This is a genomic window from Sphingomonas sp. MM-1, from assembly GCF_000347675.2.
In the GTDB taxonomy this organism is placed as follows: domain Bacteria; phylum Pseudomonadota; class Alphaproteobacteria; order Sphingomonadales; family Sphingomonadaceae; genus Sphingomonas_E; species Sphingomonas_E fennica.
Genome location: NC_020561.1, coordinates 573,781 through 590,283 on the forward strand (window position 1 = coordinate 573,781; position 16,503 = coordinate 590,283).

16 protein-coding genes are annotated in these 16,503 nt (G+C 68.6%); 10 read left to right on the forward strand and 6 right to left on the reverse strand.

What is annotated here, in order from left to right; genetic code table 11:
- The first annotated feature begins 71 nt into the window (after positions 1-71).
- Positions 72-416, forward strand: a complete 345-nt coding sequence (locus G432_RS02695) for a hypothetical protein (protein ID WP_015457278.1) — start codon at positions 72-74, stop codon at positions 414-416.
- A gap of 10 nt (positions 417-426) precedes the next feature.
- On the opposite strand, the gene G432_RS02700 is transcribed toward G432_RS02695, so the two are convergent.
- Positions 427-1,587, reverse strand: coding sequence for an aminotransferase (locus G432_RS02700; protein WP_015457279.1), 1,161 nt, complete (start codon positions 1,585-1,587; stop codon positions 427-429).
- Positions 1,588-1,735: 148 nt separating this feature from the next.
- Between G432_RS02700 and G432_RS23610 the strand changes: the two genes are divergently transcribed.
- The gene (locus tag G432_RS23610; protein ID WP_187294025.1) at positions 1,736-1,891 is read left to right on the forward strand and encodes a hypothetical protein; all 156 of its coding nucleotides are present in this window, start codon (positions 1,736-1,738) and stop codon (positions 1,889-1,891) included.
- A gap of 117 nt (positions 1,892-2,008) precedes the next feature.
- On the opposite strand, the gene G432_RS02705 is transcribed toward G432_RS23610, so the two are convergent.
- Both G432_RS02705 and G432_RS02710 read right to left on the reverse strand, forming a co-directional pair.
- Positions 2,009-3,190 (reverse strand): glycosyl transferase-like UDP-glucuronosyltransferase, encoded by a 1,182-nt coding sequence (locus G432_RS02705; protein ID WP_015457280.1) that lies wholly within the window; start codon positions 3,188-3,190, stop codon positions 2,009-2,011.
- 6 nt (positions 3,191-3,196) lie between these two features.
- Positions 3,197-3,955 carry a competence/damage-inducible protein A gene (locus tag G432_RS02710; RefSeq protein ID WP_015457281.1) on the reverse strand — a complete coding sequence of 253 codons (759 nt, stop codon included), beginning with the start codon at positions 3,953-3,955 and terminating at the stop codon, positions 3,197-3,199.
- Between the two features lie 91 nt (positions 3,956-4,046).
- Here G432_RS02710 and map point away from each other — a divergent pair, with 91 nt between their 5' ends.
- Positions 4,047-4,877, forward strand: a complete 831-nt coding sequence (map, locus tag G432_RS02715) for a type I methionyl aminopeptidase (RefSeq protein ID WP_015457282.1) — start codon at positions 4,047-4,049, stop codon at positions 4,875-4,877.
- A gap of 130 nt (positions 4,878-5,007) precedes the next feature.
- Positions 5,008-6,096, forward strand: coding sequence for a hypothetical protein (locus tag G432_RS02720; RefSeq protein ID WP_015457283.1), 1,089 nt, complete (start codon positions 5,008-5,010; stop codon positions 6,094-6,096).
- A 200-nt stretch (positions 6,097-6,296) separates the two neighbouring features.
- On the opposite strand, the gene G432_RS02725 is transcribed toward G432_RS02720, so the two are convergent.
- A complete protein-coding gene (locus G432_RS02725) occupies positions 6,297-6,962 on the reverse strand; it encodes an endonuclease V (RefSeq protein ID WP_236626837.1) in 666 nt (221 codons plus the stop codon).
- Between the two features lie 244 nt (positions 6,963-7,206).
- Between G432_RS02725 and G432_RS02730 the strand changes: the two genes are divergently transcribed.
- The 3 genes from G432_RS02730 to G432_RS02740 all read left to right on the forward strand — a co-directional run bounded on the left by G432_RS02730 (position 7,207) and on the right by G432_RS02740 (position 9,990).
- Positions 7,207-7,545 (forward strand): P-II family nitrogen regulator, encoded by a 339-nt coding sequence (locus G432_RS02730; protein ID WP_015457285.1) that lies wholly within the window; start codon positions 7,207-7,209, stop codon positions 7,543-7,545.
- Positions 7,546-7,633: 88 nt separating this feature from the next.
- The gene (glnA, locus tag G432_RS02735; protein ID WP_015457286.1) at positions 7,634-9,046 is read left to right on the forward strand and encodes a type I glutamate--ammonia ligase; all 1,413 of its coding nucleotides are present in this window, start codon (positions 7,634-7,636) and stop codon (positions 9,044-9,046) included.
- Positions 9,047-9,228: 182 nt separating this feature from the next.
- On the forward strand, positions 9,229-9,990 hold the full coding sequence (locus G432_RS02740; RefSeq protein ID WP_041864768.1) for an SDR family NAD(P)-dependent oxidoreductase: 762 nt from the start codon (positions 9,229-9,231) through the stop codon (positions 9,988-9,990).
- A gap of 17 nt (positions 9,991-10,007) precedes the next feature.
- Here G432_RS02740 and G432_RS02745 read toward each other — a convergent pair whose 3' ends face one another.
- Together G432_RS02745 and tpiA are read right to left on the reverse strand one after the other, a co-directional pair.
- Entirely contained in the window at positions 10,008-11,630 is a 1,623-nt protein-coding gene (locus G432_RS02745) for an ATP-binding protein (RefSeq protein ID WP_015457288.1), read from the reverse strand.
- A 280-nt stretch (positions 11,631-11,910) separates the two neighbouring features.
- Entirely contained in the window at positions 11,911-12,654 is a 744-nt protein-coding gene (gene tpiA, locus G432_RS02750) for a triose-phosphate isomerase (protein ID WP_041865096.1), read from the reverse strand.
- 112 nt (positions 12,655-12,766) lie between these two features.
- Between tpiA and G432_RS02755 the strand changes: the two genes are divergently transcribed.
- From G432_RS02755 to G432_RS02765, 3 genes are all read left to right on the forward strand, one after another.
- The gene (locus G432_RS02755; protein WP_015457290.1) at positions 12,767-14,692 is read left to right on the forward strand and encodes a peptidyl-prolyl cis-trans isomerase; all 1,926 of its coding nucleotides are present in this window, start codon (positions 12,767-12,769) and stop codon (positions 14,690-14,692) included.
- Entirely contained in the window at positions 14,689-16,230 is a 1,542-nt protein-coding gene (gene trpE, locus G432_RS02760; protein WP_015457291.1) for an anthranilate synthase component I, read from the forward strand. The genes G432_RS02755 and trpE overlap by 4 nt, the downstream gene beginning before the upstream one ends.
- Before the next feature lie 80 nt (positions 16,231-16,310).
- Positions 16,311-16,502: a hypothetical protein gene (locus G432_RS02765; protein WP_015457292.1), complete on the forward strand. Its 192-nt coding sequence runs from the start codon at positions 16,311-16,313 to the stop codon at positions 16,500-16,502.
- Position 16,503: the final 1 nt, after the last annotated feature.

Genomic DNA, 16,503 nt, shown 5'->3' on the forward strand with positions numbered 1-16,503 from the left:
GGGAAGGCGCATCAAGGCCGAAACAGCCGGCCGACGCGCGATTCGCCCGCAGCGTGTGACAGGAGCGTAAGATGAGCTGGATATCATCCCTCGACAGCTTTGCCGGGGCCCGCGAAACCGATGCCCCCCTGCTCGCGCTTTCGGCGCGCGAATGGCAGGTGATCGGCCTCGCCATCAACGAGGCGCGCCGGGCCGCCGGCAGCGGCATCGCCTCGCGCTGGCGGCGCATGTTCGGCCTGCTGACCGGGATCGAGGCCCCTCGCCCGCTGGCCGATCCCCGGCTGGAGGCGCTGCGTGGCTTCGTCTGCGCCGCGCGCACCGGCCGCAGCGGCGCGGAAACGCTGGCCGCGCGGCTGATGGAGCTTGGCTTCAGCGCCGATCAGGTGAGCGCGGTGCGGATGCTGGCGGCGCGGTAGATCGCGCGCCTCAGCTTTCGAACAGCCCGCGCGCGATTGCCATGCGGGCGATGCCGGCGTCGATCGTCTCGTCCTGCTTGGCGAAGCACAGCCGCACCACGCCGCGCACCGCATCCTCGGCATAGAAGGCCGAAACCGGGATGGTGGCGACGCCGGCCTCGCGCACGGCGATCTCGGCGAAGGTCACGTCGTCGGCGGCGATGCCCGATCCCGGCAGGTCGACCGACAGGAAATAGGTGCCGGCGGACGGCAGCACGCGATAGCCGGCATCGGCCAGCCCCGCCGCCAGCCGATCCCGCGACCGCGCATAGCCGGCCCGCATCTCGTGGAAATAATCGTCCGGCAGGGCGAGGCCATGGGCGGCGGCGGCCTGCAGGTTGGGCGGCGTGGTGAAGGTGAGGAACTGGTGCGCCTTGGCCAGCACCCGGCTCAGCGCGGGCGACGCGCACATCCAGCCGACCTTCCAGCCGGTGAGCGAGAATATCTTGCCCGCCGACCCGATCTTCACCGTCCGATCGCGCATGCCGGGCAGCGCCATGATCGGCAGATGGCGGCGGCCGTCGAACACCAGATGCTCCCACACCTCGTCACTGATGACGACGGCGTCGTGGGCGACGGCGCGCTCCGCCAGCAGCGCCAGCGATGCCGCGTCGAACAGGCTGGCGGACGGGTTCACCGGGTTGTTCAGGATCACCAGCCGCGTCGCCGGCGTGAAGGCCGCGTCCAGCATCGCCGCGTCGATCCGCCAGTCCGGCGGCGCGAGCCGGGCGAAGCGCGGCACCCCGCCGGCCCGCAGCACCAGCGGCAGATAGGCGTCGTACATCGGCTGGATCAGCAGCACCTCGTCCCCCGGCCGGACGAGGGCGAGAATCGCGGCGGCCAGCGCCTCGGTCGCGCCCGAGGTGATCGTCACCTCGCTCGTCCAGTCCAGGTCGATATCCTGGCGGCGGCGATAATGATCGGCGACGGCGCGGCGCAGCTCCGGCAGGCCGGGCATCGGCGGATATTGGTTCGACCCCTCGCGCAGCGCCGTGACGGCCGCCTCGATCACGCTTTCCGGCCCCCGCGCATCGGGAAAGCCCTGGCCGAGGTTGATCGCGCCCAGCTCGCGCGCGAGTGTCGACATCGCTTCGAAGATCGTCGTCGGCATCTCGGCATAGATCGGGTTCATGGCCGGCAGACTAGCCCATCGGGCGGCCGCGCCGGAAGGGCGCATCGGATCGATCGGCCAAAGGCCATCTATCACCCCTTGATAATGTATTTTGGGTTGCGCCTTTTTCTCTATCGTTTTAGTAGTGTTTGCAGGAAAGGAGGCCGCCATGATCGATACCGCCATCATTCCGCGCCGCCCGGATGCCGCCGGCCAGCGCGAAACCCGCCGCCGCGAAGATGCGGCCCCCAGGCACGCCGCGCCCGCGCCGGCCGCCCTGACCGCCGAGGAATTCTGGGCGCGGATCGACGCCGCGCCACGCTGACAGAGATGCTTTCTGCCCGGTGGGAACCCCCTTCCCACCCCGGGCAAGGGGACCGATCCTCCTCTCCGATCGAATCCCTAGGACTGGACCCGACCGTTGCGGCGGCCGGGTCCTTTTTTATGCGGCGATCAGCGCTTCCACGGCATCGGCCACGGCCCTGGCGCCGCCCGGCACCGCCGCCGCGCGGAAAGCGGGCGCGGCATCGCGGCAGCGCGCCGCCATCGCCCCGTCGGCAAAGCCTTCGGCCAGCAGCCGCGCCATGCCCGGCCGATCGAGCGCGCGGAATTCCGCCTGCCGCCCCAGCCCCGCTTCGGCGAGCGCCAGCCCCGTCAGCCGTTTTTCCAGATCGAAGGAGAGGACGATGTGCGGCAGCCCGGCGCAGAGCGCGGCGGCGGCAAGGCCGATGCCGCCATGGCTCACGATCAGGCGCGATCGCTCGACGACCCGGGCGATCGGCACCGGCTGCCGTTCGACCGTGATGCCCGCCTGTTCCAGCACCGCCGCGTCGGCATCGGCGATGCTGGGCATGTGGAGGCGGATCGGCAGGCCGGCATCCACCATCCCGGCCAGCAGCGGCGCGCGCACCGTCTGCGCCCCGTTGAGATAGACGAATATCTCCTCCCCGCGCCCGTCCGCCAGCGGCGGCAGGCTGCCCGTCGCGGCCGAAACGGGCGGCGGCGCATATTCGCCCTCCCGCCGCCAGCGGCGATAGGGATCGAGCAGGGGAAAGGCCTGCACCAGCACCCGATCCGCCGCGAACAGCGCCGGCAAGGCGAGCAGCGGCGCGGCGCCGGCCAGCCCGATCTCGCGATTGGCGGCCGCGAGCAGCGCCGCCTCGTCCCGCGCCGCCGGATCGCCGGTCAGGCTGGGAAATGCGGCCAGCCCGGCCGGCGGCTGGGCGAATCCGGTGCCGAACGAAAGCACGGGCACCCGCCCGCGTGCCGCCGGCAGCAGCGCGGGCGCGAACTCCGCCGCCACCGCATCCGGCCTGACCGCCGCCAATATCCTGTCCCACGCCCGGATCAGGCCGGAAAGCACGCCAGCCTCGCCCAGCCCCACCGCGCTCAATATGTCCCCGAAGGTGGCGGGCGCCGATCGCGAAGGCCGCGCCCGCGATGTGATGAGAGCCGGCCATAAAGGCGCTTGCCAGATTTCGAACCCCGCCGGCATCGCCGCCGTCTGCTGCACCGCCAGCACCGGATCATGCCCGCGCGCGCGCATTTCCGTGGCGAGATCGATCAGATTTTCGGCATGGCCCCGGCCGGAGCCCAGCTCCCACCCGATCAGGATGCGGGCCATCGCCCCTCAGATGCCGCCGGCGAACACGTCATGCCCGGCCTCGCGCAGCCGCGCGGCCAGATCGTCCGCGCAGGCGTCGAGCCGCGCCTCGTCGGTCGATCGGATCACGAAATTCGCGCCCACCGTGCCGTCGCGGAAGAAGGGGTAGCTGCCGATCTGGCAGCCGGGATGCGCGGCCTCGGTGGCGCCCAGCATGTCCGCCACCTCGCTTTCCGCCACCCAGCAGCCCAGCGTGCGGGAAATCAGCGGCCGCCCGCCTTCCAGCTTGCCGGAAAGCGCCTCCAGCATCAGCCCGGCGATATGCGGCACGCCCGCCATGATGATGACGTTGCCGATCCTGATTCCCGGTGCGCCGGACATGCGGTTTTCGATCAGCTCGGCCCCCTCGGGCACCCGCGCCATGCGCAGCCGCGCCTCGGTCAGGCCGCCGCGCGTGGCATAATATCCCTCCAGCACGGCCTTCGCCTTGGGATGGACGATCACCGGCCGGCCGAGCGCCGCGGCGATCGCATCCACGGTGATGTCGTCATGGGTGGGGCCGATGCCGCCGGTGGTGAACAGATAATCGTTGCGGGCCCGCAGCTCGTTCACGGCGGCCACGATCGCGGCCTCCACGTCCGGCACCACCCGCACCTCCGCCAGGCGGATGCCCTGCAGGTTCAGCCACAAGGCGACCTGGGAGATATTCTTGTCCTGGGTGCGGCCCGACAGAATCTCGTCGCCGATCACGATCAGCGCGGCGGTCCAGATACGATCCTCGTTCATCGGCCGTGGCATAATGCAAGTAACAGGCGCTGGGGAAATGCTTTCCGTGCCCAGCCTCGCAAAAGCGGCCCTCGCTTGCTATATGGCCGGCATGGACAGCTATGTGAACGTGAAGGACGGCGATACCGTCACCCGCAACGGCGCGATCAAGCTCTATGGGCCCGAGGGGTTCGAGGGCATGCGCAAGGCCGGCCGGCTGGCCGCCGAGATCCTCGATGCGCTTGTGCCGCACGTCCGCCCCGGCGTCACCACGCAGGAACTGGACGATATCGTCCGCAAGATGACGCTGGATGGCGGCGGCGTGCCCGCGACGCTCGGCTATCGCGGCTACACGCACAGCTGCTGCATCAGCATCAACCATGTCGTCTGCCACGGCATCCCCGGCCCGAAGACGCTGAAGGACGGCGATATCGTCAATATCGATGTCACGCCGATGCTCGACGGCTGGCATGGCGACACCAGCCGCATGTATCTGGTCGGCGACGTGCCGATCAAGGCGCGCCGGCTGGTGGACGTAACCTATGAGGCGCTGATGCTCGGCATCGCGCAGGCGAAGCCCGGCAACCGGCTGGGCGATATCGCCCATGCCATCCAGAGCTTCGCGGAAAAGCACCGCTACGGCGTCGTCCGCGATTTCTGCGGCCACGGCCTTGGCCGCGTGTTCCACGATGCGCCGGAAGTGGTGCATGCCGGCCGCCCCGGCACCGGGCCGGAATTGCGGCCGGGCATGTTCTTCACCATCGAACCGATGATCAATATCGGCCGGCCCGACGTGAAGGTGCTGGACGATGGCTGGACGGCGGTGACGCGCGATCGCTCGCTCTCCGCCCAGTTCGAACATTCGATCGGCATCACCGATGATGGGTGCGAGATCTTCACGCTCAGCCCCAGGGGCCTGAACGCGCCGCCCTACGCGGCCTGACGCCCCCGGCCACCGCCGCCCATGGAATGCCCGGAGCCTGACTCCGGGTTTATCCCGATAGCCGCCCACCCCCGCCTGCGGGACGATCGCAGCCGGCGATGGCGCTTGGCGCCGCTTGGCGAAAGGCGGGATGGTGACGCAGCCGGCTTCATGGGCGGCACGGCGGATGGCGGGCGCGGCATTGCTGGTCGCCGTCGCGGCCGCGCTGGGCGGCTGCGCCAGCATCGGCCCGCAGCGCATGGGCATAGACCGGTCGGATTATGCGACCCACCTGCGCGAGACCAACAAGGAACAGCTCCTCCTCAACATCGTCGCCATGCGCTACGGCGATGCGCCGCTGTTCCTGGAGGTCAGCTCCGTCATCAGCCAATATACCCGCGAAGGATCGCTGCACGCCGATATCGCGCTGGGGCCGCCGGTGGACGAGGCGGATGGCGGGATCGGCGGATCGGTGCTGCTGCGCGAAACGCCCACGATCACCTATACGCCGCTGGCGGGCGATCGCTTCGCCCGCAGCCTGCTTTCGCCGATCCCGCCGGCCGCGCTGCTGGGCATGATCGAATCCGGCTGGTCGGCCGATATCCTGTTCAAGCTCGCGACCCGATCGATCAACGGCATCAGCAATGGCGGCCGCGATCCGCTGTTCGCGCATACCGCCGACAGCGATTTCGATCGGGTCATCGCCGTCATGGGCCGGCTCCAGCGCAACCGCGCGCTCCAGCTTCATGTCGAACATGAGGATGGCAGGAAATTCAGCGCCTCCGCGCGGATATCGCCCACGCTCAGCGATGATGAGAAAGCCGATATCGACTATCTGGTCCGCACCCTGAAGCTGCCGGGCGATCGCAGGGGCGAATTCGGCATCGCCTTCGGCGCGGCCCAGATCGCCCCCGATCAGTTGACCATCGGTACCCGCTCCATGTTCGAGATATTCGCCGAAATGGCGCAGGGCGTGGAGGTGCCGGCCGGGGATGATGACGGGCGGGCGGGCACGCCGGTCGCGGATGCCGGCGCTCCTTCCGCGCTGGTCGCGATCCACAGCGGCAGCCGCAAGCCCGCCGATGCCCATGTCGCCGTCCGCTATCGCGGCCGCTGGTTCTGGATCGACGGCAAGGATGCGGCATCGAAGCGCATGTTCCTGCTCGCCCAGATATTATTGTCGCTGAACGATACCAGCGGCGGCGCCAGCGCGCCCCTCGTCACCATCCCCACGGGATAGCAGGCGCTGTCCTACACCGCCGCCGGAGATTATCCTGCGGGCATGCCTTCCGCCTCCGCCAATCCCGTCCGGCCGTTGGCACTATCCAACGGCAGCAACCTGGCATCGTGCATGAAGTTATCTGCACAAGAAGTTGCAGATAAATATATTTATCGCCGCTTCAGGGGGCCGTGGAATATGCTCCACAATCCTCAACTTCCTCAACTTCGCTCCGCCTCGGCAAGCCGTCGGGCGGCATTGGCGGCGTCGTGCGCCAGGCGCACCGGCAGGGGCAGCCGGCGCCCTCCTCCCAGACGCAGCACCCAGTCCACCGCCGTCTCCAGCGACACGCGATGGCCGATGCCGACATAGACCGGCGCGGCCCGCGCCCGCATGCGCAGCGCCATCGCCACCACCTCGCCGCCATGCACCACCGGCGCGCGGTCGCCCGGATCGGGGCCGACCTCGCCTTCCACCACGCCGCAGAGCAGGGTCTTGGCGCAGCCGATGGTCGGCACGTCCAGCGCGACGCCCAGATGGCTGGCCACGCCCGCCCGGCGGGGATGGGCGCGGCCATGGCCGTCCACGATCAGCAGGTCCGGCACCGGCCCGCCCGATGCCGCCATCCGGTCCCAGGCCATCGCCAGCACCGGCACCTCGCGGAACCCGAGATATCCCGGCACATAGGGAAAGGGCGGGATCGCCGTCGCGGTGGCGGCCGGCCCGTCGACCGGCGCGATGGCGGCGTGGACGGGGCCCATCGAGTCCCGCCACTTCATCGAAACATCGGCCCCCGCGACGCGCGGCGCGGGCGGCAGGCGGTCCGCCGTCTCGATCCGTTCCCCGATCATGCGCTGCACGATCGTGGCCTCCTTCAACGTCGCCACGGACAACCAATCCCGACTCACATCATCCTCCCGGCCGAATCGAAGCCATCGCGTCCGGCGCGATCATCATCGCCGATTTTTCAGGCGAAGCCTGCCCAAGATTCGGGCATAATGTCTCACTCTGCCACTTCTTGCGGCAACGCAGCGAAAGTCTGGGGCGGATTCGCGACGCATTCTTGCGCCGCACCATTTGGCACGCTTATTGAAGAACGCGCGGCAGCGTTCGAGCGGGAGGGAACGCCCAATGAAGAAAATCGAAGCGATCATAAAACCGTTCAAGCTCGATGAGGTGAAGGAAGCGCTGCACGAAGTGGGCGTGTCCGGCATCACCGTGACCGAGGCGAAGGGGTTCGGCCGGCAGAAGGGACATACCGAGCTCTATCGTGGCGCGGAATATGTGGTCGATTTCCTTCCCAAGGTGAAGCTGGAGGTCGTGGTGGACGACGACCTCGCCGAACGCGTGGTGGAAGCCATCGCCAGCGCCGCCCAGACGGGGCGGATCGGCGACGGCAAGATCTTCGTCATCCCGGTGGAGAGCGCGCTGCGCATCCGCACGGGCGAGAAGGGCGTAGACGCGATCTGATCGGCAGGATCGGCACGCGGCGAGCCAGGGGCATGCGGGCGTGGGGCCCGCCGAATTTCCTAGGGATTTAATCAGAAGGCGACGAGACATGGCCAATAAGGCTTCTGACGTTCTGCAGCTTATCAAGGACAAGGAGATCGAATGGGTCGACCTCCGCTTCACCGATCCCAAGGGCAAGTGGCAGCACCTGACCATGGTTTCGAGCGTTGTCGGCGAGGACGAACTGACCGACGGCTTCATGTTCGACGGCTCTTCCATCGAAGGCTGGAAGGCGATCAACGAATCCGACATGATCCTGAAGCCGGATCTGGACGCGGTGTGGATCGATCCCTTCTCGGCCACGCCGATGCTGATCCTGGTCTGCGACATCGTCGAGCCTTCGACCGGCGAGCTTTACGCCCGCGACCCGCGCTCCACCGCGAAGCGCGCCGAGGCGTTCCTCAAGTCCACCGGCATCGGCGACACCGTCTATGTCGGCCCGGAAGCCGAATTCTTCATGTTCGATGACGTGCGGTTCGAGAACAGCTACTCGACCAGCTACTACAAGATCGACGACATCGAGCTGCCGGGCAACACCGGCCGCGAATATGAAGGCGGCAATCTGGGCCACCGCCCGCGCGCCAAGGGCGGCTATTTCCCCGTCGCGCCGGTCGATTCCGCCGTCGACATCCGTGGCGAGATGGTTTCGACCATGCTCGAAATGGGCCTGCCCTGCGACAAGCACCACCATGAGGTCGCCGCCGCCCAGCACGAGCTGGGCCTGACCTTCGGCACGCTGGTGACGACCGCGGACCGCATGCAGATCTACAAATATGTCGTCCACCAGGTCGCCCAGGCCTATGGCAAGACGGCCACCTTCATGCCCAAGCCGATCAAGGAAGATAACGGCTCGGGCATGCACACCCACATGTCGATCTGGAACGGCAAGGAGCCGCTGTTCGCCGGCAACGGCTATGCGGGCCTGTCGGACATGTGCCTCTATTTCATCGGCGGCGTCATCAAGCACGCCAAGGCGCTCAACGCCTTCACGAACCCGACCACCAACAGCTACAAGCGGCTGGTGCCGGGCTATGAGGCGCCGGTTCTGCTGGCCTATTCGTCGCGCAACCGTTCGGCTTCCTGCCGTATCCCCTACGGCACGGGCGCCAAGGCGAAGCGCGTCGAATTCCGCTTCCCGGATGCGATGGCCAACCCCTATCTCTGCTATTCGGCGCTGCTGATGGCGGGCCTCGACGGCATCGAGAACAAGATCCATCCCGGCGAGGCGATGGACAAGAATCTCTATGACCTGCCGCCGGAAGAGCTGAAGGAAGTCCCCACCGTCTGCGCTTCGCTGCGCGAGGCGCTGGAGAGCCTGGAAGCCGACAACGCCTTCCTGCTGAAGGGCGGCGTGTTCAGCGAGGATCAGATCGCGGCCTATATCGAGCTGAAGTGGGCCGAGGTCTATCGCTGGGAGATGACCCCCAGCCCCGTCGAATACGACATGTATTATTCGGCCTGATCGCCGGAGCCTTCGGGCTTGGCCCGGTCCCCGGACCGGGCCGATCGACGACAGACCCCCGCCGGGCGACCGGCGGGGGTTTTCGTTTGCGGATTGCGGCAATGGCTTGCGCCCGCCGCCCGCCCGCCTCGCCAGCCCGCCGGCAGGGGCTTAGGAAAGCGGCATTGGATGAGGAGGGACGGATGCCCAACACGGCACGATATGATTATTCCGGCGCCAGGGTGCTGGTGACGGGCGGCACCAGCGGCATCGGCGCGGCGATCGCCGCCGGCTACCGCGCCGCCGGCGCCGACGTGACGATCACCGGCACCCGCGCCAGCGTGGACGATTATGCCGATGATCTTTCCGGCTATCGCTACCACCGGCTGGACGTGGAAAACCCCGCGAGCGTGGCGGAAGTCGCGGCGGCGGCGCGGGAAAGCGGGCTCGACATCCTCGTCAACAATGCCGGCATGGCGCTGCCTTCGCTGGGGCTGGACGAATATCAGCCCGATATCTTCGCCCGCGCGATCGAGATGCACCTGACATCCGCCTTCCGCATGGCCCATGGCTGCGCCGACGCGCTGGCGCAAAGCAAGCTGGAAGGCGGCGCCTCGATCATCGGCATCGCTTCGATGAGCTCCTATTTCGGGATCGGCATCGTGCCCGGCTATGGCGCGGCGAAGACCGGGCTGCTGGGGCTGACGCGGGTGCTGGCGCTGGAATGGGCCAAGCGCAACATCCGCGTGAACGCGGTGGCCGCCGGCCTCACCGAAAGCCGGATGACGGCCAGCACCTTCGCCAATCCCGAATGGGCCGAGCCCACCCTCGCGCGCACGCCGGCCGGCCGGCTCGGCAAGCCGGAGGATATCGCCGCGGCCGTGCTGTTCCTCACGAGCGCCGGCGCATCCTGGATCACGGGGCAGACGCTGCCCGTGGACGGCGGCTTCACCATATCGGGTTGAGGGCAAAGCGGGCGGGGTCAGTCCCGCCGGCTTTCCGCGATCATGCTGTTGGCCGTGCGGATCAGCGTGTCCGCGCTGAACGGCTTTTGCAGCACCGTCACCCGCGGGCCGGCAATGGCATCCACTTCCGCCGTGCGGGCGTGGCCGGTGACGATCAGCACCGGCAATCCCGCATGGGTCGCCCGCGCCAGGGACGCCACCTCCGCGCCGCTGAGGCCGGGCATGGCGAAATCGACGACCAGGAGATCGGGCCGCATCCGGCGGAGATGCTGCAGCCCGACATCGCCCGATGATGCGCTGACAACCTTCGCCTCGGCTTCGGACAGCGCCTCGACAAGCGTTTCGCGAACGCCGTCATCGTCGTCGATCAGCAGGATGCTGCGGCCGGCGAGCGAGCGTCCGCCCTCCGTCACCGTTTCGGCCACATTCCCCTCCTCCTGCCCGACCGCGCGCATCGGCACGCGCGGCAGGATCAGGCTGACGGTGGTGCCCGCGCCGGGCGTCGAATCGAGCTGGACGGTCCCGCCCGATTGGCGGGCGACGCCGAAGACCATGCTGAGGCCGAGGCCCGCCCCCTCGCCCACGACCTTGGTGGTGAAGAAGGGCTCCAGCGCGCGTTCCAGCACCTCCGGCAACATGCCGACGCCGTTGTCGCGGACGCTGATCTCGACATAGTCGCCGACCGGCAGATCGGCATGGACATCGCCCGTGCGGCCTTCCGCCGATATGGCGATGGTGCCGCCCTTCGGCATGGCATCGCGCGCGTTGATGACGAGGTTGAGGATCGCCAGCTCGAGCTGGGCCTTGTCCGTGGCGACGGCGAGGTCCTCGTCGATCGGCACGATCTCCAGCCGGTTGGACGGGCCGATCGAGCCTTTCAGCAGTTCGGACACATTATCGAGCACGGCGGCCACGGACACGGTGGCCATCACCAGCTTCTGCACCCGCGAAAAGGCCAGCATCTGGCTGGTGAGCGCCTTGCCGTGCTGCACCGCCTTGTGCGCGTTGCGGCTCCAGCGCTGGACGCGATCCGGCTCGGTGGAGCGTCGCTCGATCAGTTCGAGATTCCCGCCCACCGCCTGGAGCAGGTTGTTGAAATCATGCGCTATGCCGCCGCTCAACATGCCCAGCGCCTCCAGCTTGCGGGACTGGAGCAGCGCGGCCTCGGCCTGCTCGCGCTGGGCCATCTCCTCCCGCATCCGGGCGAGGGCCGCGTCGCGTTCCGATATGGTGGCCGCAAGCTCCGCATTGGCGGCCCGGAGCGCCGCCGGCGAAGGCAGGGCCAGCGCCTTGGGCAATAGCGGCCACAATGTCGCCGCCGTGGCGACGGAGGCGCCCGCCGTCACCACCTTCACGATCGCCTCCAGCCCGTAGACGCTGTCCCAGAGCGTCCAGATCGCCATCACATGGGTGAGGCCGCAAGCCGTGATGAACAGCGCGAACAGCCAGAATACCTTGCCGAAGACGATGTCGTTACGCCGCCGCACGAAAGATATGAGGACGAGGGGGATGGAGAAATAGGCCAGCGCGATAAGCGCATCGGCGATCACATGCGTCCAGATCAGCTCCGGCTGCCAGAGGAGGCAATAGCCGTGCGGTGCGTAGCTGCCATCGAAGAACGGTCGAAACAGATCGAGCATCGGCTCCCCTCGCCGTAACTCTTCCCATTATGTTACGAAACGCGACGATACAGGATGCCAGGCGCCGGAATTTTACGAAAACGAGCCGCCTGCGGGTGACAGTGCCCGCAGGTGGCCACATAAGCCATTGGGAGTCTGCGCCAAATTTGTTCCATTATGGAACATGGGCGCCGACCTTCCTGATGACGACCCCGACGACAACGCCCATGGGCCGCCAATGTTCAGGCCGATATTCCGGCCAATGTCGAGGCGATGTCGAGGCCCGAGAGCCGAGGCCCGATCAGCCGGCGGCCCCGGCGATGATCGGCACGAACTGCTCGGCGGTCAGGCTAGCGCCGCCCACCAGCGCGCCGTCGACATCGGCGACCGCCATCAGCTCGGCCGCATTGGCGGGCTTCACCGAACCGCCATAAAGGATGCGGACCTTCGCCCCCTCCCCGCCCAGCAGCTTCTGCAGGCGGGCGCGGATGGCGCCGTGCATCTCGCCGACATCGCCGGCCGAAGGCGTGCGGCCGGTGCCGATCGCCCAGACCGGCTCATAGGCCACGACCAGCGTGGCCCCCGTGCCGGCCGGCGGCACGGACCCGTCGAGCTGGCCTTCGACGACGGCGACGGCCCGGCCGGCATCGCGCTCGGCCTCCGTTTCGCCCACGCAGACGATGGCGACGAGCCCCGCGGCGATCGCGGCCTCGGCCTTGGCGCGGACCAGCGCGTCATCCTCGCCATGGTCGGCGCGGCGCTCGCTATGGCCGACGATCGCATATCGGCCGCCGACATCGGCGATCAGCGCGGCGGCGACATCGCCGGTATGCGCGCCGCTGGTGCCGGTGTGGCAATCCTGCGCGCCGATCGCGAGCGCGGGCTGGCGCTGGACGGCGGCCTGGATCAGCGGGAAAGGCGGGCAGATCGCCACGTCCAGCCCCGGATGGGCGGCAGCGGCGGCCGCGATCGCATCAAGCTCCGCCAGCGCGGCCAGCGATCCGTTCATCTTCCAGTTGCCCGCCACCAGCTTGCGCAGCGCCATCGCCATCCCCTCTCATCCACATAAACCGCGCTGCCCGTAGCGCCCCGCCGCTTGATGGCGCAAGCCCGCGCCTCTATGGCGGGCATCTTCGGCAATGGCCCCGGGACCAGAGATGATTTCCTTCTTCCGTCGCGCACTGACTTCCTGGCCCGCACTGGCGCTGTTCGCGCTGGTGCTGATCGCCTTTGCGGTGACGAGCATCGATCCGAGCTGGATCAACGGCCGCAGTTCCGGCGGCACCCAGATCGCGACGATCGGCGGCCGGAAGCTGAGCGCGAACGAGGCCCGTCAGCGCACCGATCTGGCGCTGAAGCAGGCGCAGCGCGAAAATCCCGAACTCAGCATGGCCGCCTTCACCGCGCAGGGCGGGGTGGATCAGGTGATCGACCAGCTGATTTCCTTCACCGCGCTGGAAGCCTGGGGCCGCAAGCAGGGCATTTCCGCCAGCGATCGCCTGATCGATGGCGAGATCGCCAGCACGCCGGCCTTCTTCGGCCTTACCGGCCGGTTCGATCGCGGCGCCATGCAGGCGGCGCTGGCCCAGGCGAAGATCAGCGAGCGCCAGTTGCGCGCGGATATCGCCGGGCAGTTGATCCGCAACCAGCTGCTCTCGCCCATCGACAGCGGCATCCGCATGCCCGAGGGGCTGATCCTGCCCAACGCCTCGCTGCTGCTGGAACAGCGCTCCGGCCTGATCGGCATCGTGCCTTCCGCCGCGATCCCGGCCGGCCCGGCACCGACGCCCGCCGAGATCGAGGCTTTCTACAAGGCGAATATCGGCCGCTTCACCGTGCCCGAGCGCCGCGTGATCCGTTACGCCCTGTTCGGCGAGAATGACGTGGCGGCGCCCGCCGCGCCGACCGATGCGGAGATCGACGCCTTCTACAAGGCCAATGCCGCGACCTACGGCGCCAGCGAGACGCGATCGATCGCGCAGGTGATCCTGCCCGACCAGAAGGCCGCCGCGGACCTCGTTGCCAGGGTGAAGGCCGGCACCGCCATCGCCGATGCCGCCCGCCAGGCCGGGGGCGAGGCGATCACGACCGACATCGCCAGGGCGAAGCTGGCCGAAAATGCGTCCGCCGCCGTGGCCGACGCCGTGTTCGCGGCCGCGCAGGGCGGCGTGGTCGGCCCGATCAAGGCGGACCTCGGCTGGTATGTCGTCAAGGTCGATGCGGTGAACGCCAAGGCCGAACGGCCGCTCGCCGCCGTGCGCGGCGAGATCGCCGAATCGCTCGCCAGGCAGAAGCGCGACGAGGCGCTGAGCACGATGGTGGGCGCGATCGAGGATGCGATCGCCGACGGCGCGAGCTTCGACGATCTGGCGAAGGAGCGGAAGCTCGCCATCGTCACCACGCCGGCCCTGCTCTCCGACGGCCGCGCGCCCGACCAGCCCGAATGGAAGGCGCCGCCCGAGCTACCGCTGCTGCTGCGTTCCGCCAACCAGATGGGCACGGACGACGATCCCGTCGTCGAGACGATCGGCGCCGGCCAGCGTTATGCGCTCGTCGCGGTTTCGCAGGTCGTGCCCGCCGCGCCGGCCCCGCTGGACAAGGTGCGCGACGAGGTGGTCGCCGCCGTGCGCGCCGATCGCACCGCCAAGCAGGCCCGCGCCATCGCCGATGCGATCCTCGCCAAGGCCAAGGCCGGCACGCCGCTGGCGGACGCCATCGCGCAGGCCCCGATCAAGCTGCCCGCCCCCGCCAAGGCCGGTGCGCGGCAGATCGAGCTGCTGCGCAACGACCGCCCCGCTCCGCCCCCGCTCAAGCTGATGTTCGGCATGAAGAAAGGCGAGATCCGGCTGATCGCGGCCCCCAACGATGCGGGCTGGTTCCTGGTCCAGCTCGGCGAGATCGTGCCCGGCGACGCGCGCAACGAGCCCGCGCTCGTCAATTCGCTGCGCGATCAGTTCCGCCGCATCGCCAGCGAGGAATATGCCCGGCAGTTCATCGCCGCCGCCTCGCGCGACGTGGGCGTGAAGCGCAACGATCAGGCGATCGCCACCCTCAAGGCTGAACTGGGCGGCCAGGGCCAGTGAACCCGGCGGGCGACAGGGGAGCCGGCGACCATCAGGCCGCCGACCGGGCCGCCGCGGCCAGCCTTCGCGCGGGGCGGCCCGCGCTGGTCTGGCGGCGGCAGATCGCCGACGTCGACACGCCGATCGCCGCTGCGCTCAAGCTGATCGAGCCGGGCCGGGGCGATTTCCTGCTGGAATCCGTGGAAGGCGGCGCGGCGCGGGGGCGCTATACGCTGCTCGGCCTCGCGCCCGACCTGGTGTTCCGCGCCGAAGGCACCAGGGCCGCGATCAACCGGCGGTGGCTGGCGGACCGCGACGCCTTCGATCCCTGCGCAGAGGACACGCTCACCGCGATGCGCGCACTCGTGGCCGCCTGCCGGATGGACGTGCCCGAAGGCCTGCCTTCTGCCCTCGCCTGCCTTGTCGGCTATTTCGCCTATGAAACGGTCGGGCTGGTGGAAAAGCTGCCCCGCCCGCCGGCCAACCCGCTCGATCTGCCGGACATGCTGTTCGTGCGGCCGACGCTGGTGCTGGTGTTCGATCGGCTGGCGGACGAACTGTTCCTGATCGCGCCGCTCTGGCCCGATTCGGGGCTGGACGGCGATGCCGCCGTCGCCGGCGCGGTCGAACGGATCGAAACCGCCGCCGCGCGCCTCGCCGCCGCGCTGCCGCCGCGCGCGGCCGTGCCCGCCGATCTGCCCGAAGTCGCGCCGCAGCCGGCCGTCGCGCCCGAGCGCTATCGCGACATGGTGCTGCGCGCGAAGGACTATATCGCCGCCGGCGACATCTTTCAGGTGGTGCTGGCGCAGCGTTTCTCCACGCCCTTCCCGCTGCCGCCCTTCGACCTCTATCGCGCGCTGCGGCGGATCAACCCTTCGCCTTTCCTCTATTTCCTCGACATGCCGGGCTTCGCCATCATCGGCTCCAGCCCGGAGATACTGGTGCGCGCCCGCGCCGGCGAGGTCACGATCCGGCCGATCGCCGGCACCCGTCCGCGCGGGCGAACGGCGGCGGAAGATGCCGCCAACCGCGATTCGCTGCTGGCAGATCCCAAGGAACGCGCCGAGCATCTGATGCTGCTGGACCTTGGCCGCAACGATGTCGGCCGGGTGGCCGAAGCCGGCAGCGTGACGGTGACGGACAGCTACACCATCGAAAAATACAGCCACGTCATGCACATCGTCTCCAACGTCGTCGGCCGGCTCGCGCCTGACAAGGATGCGCTGGACGCGTTGTTCGCGGGCTTCCCGGCCGGCACCGTATCCGGCGCGCCCAAGGTCCGCGCGTGCGAGATCATCGCCGAGCTGGAGCCGGAGACACGCGGCGCCTATGCCGGCGGCGTCGGCTATTTCTCGCCCGACGGATCGATGGACAGCTGCATCGTGCTGCGCACCGCCGTGGTGAAGGATGGCGTGATGCACGTGCAGGCCGGCGCCGGCATCGTCGCCGATAGCGACCCCGCTTATGAGCAGCGCGAGTGCGAGGCGAAATCCCGCGCGCTGATCGCCGCCGCGCGCGAGGCGATGAGCCGTGCCGGAGATGCGGGGTTCGGCCAATAGTCCGCTTGCCTCGACGTTAACCATTCCTTAGCCGGAGGCCCGCGATTTTGCAGGTGCGAAGAGCTGGGCGGGTAAGTGTAATGGTGGAAGTTGCGGCGTTGACCTATGGATTGCTGACGAGCTTCGTGCTGTCGAGCGCGAGCCGCAACCGCAAGGCCGATCGCCCCAATCCCCGCATGGTGCAGCTCTGCGGATGGCTGCTGGTGGGCGTCTCCACCGGCAGCGCCATCGCGCTCGGCGGCTATGCGCTGATGCAGGCCAGCGGCGCCTGAA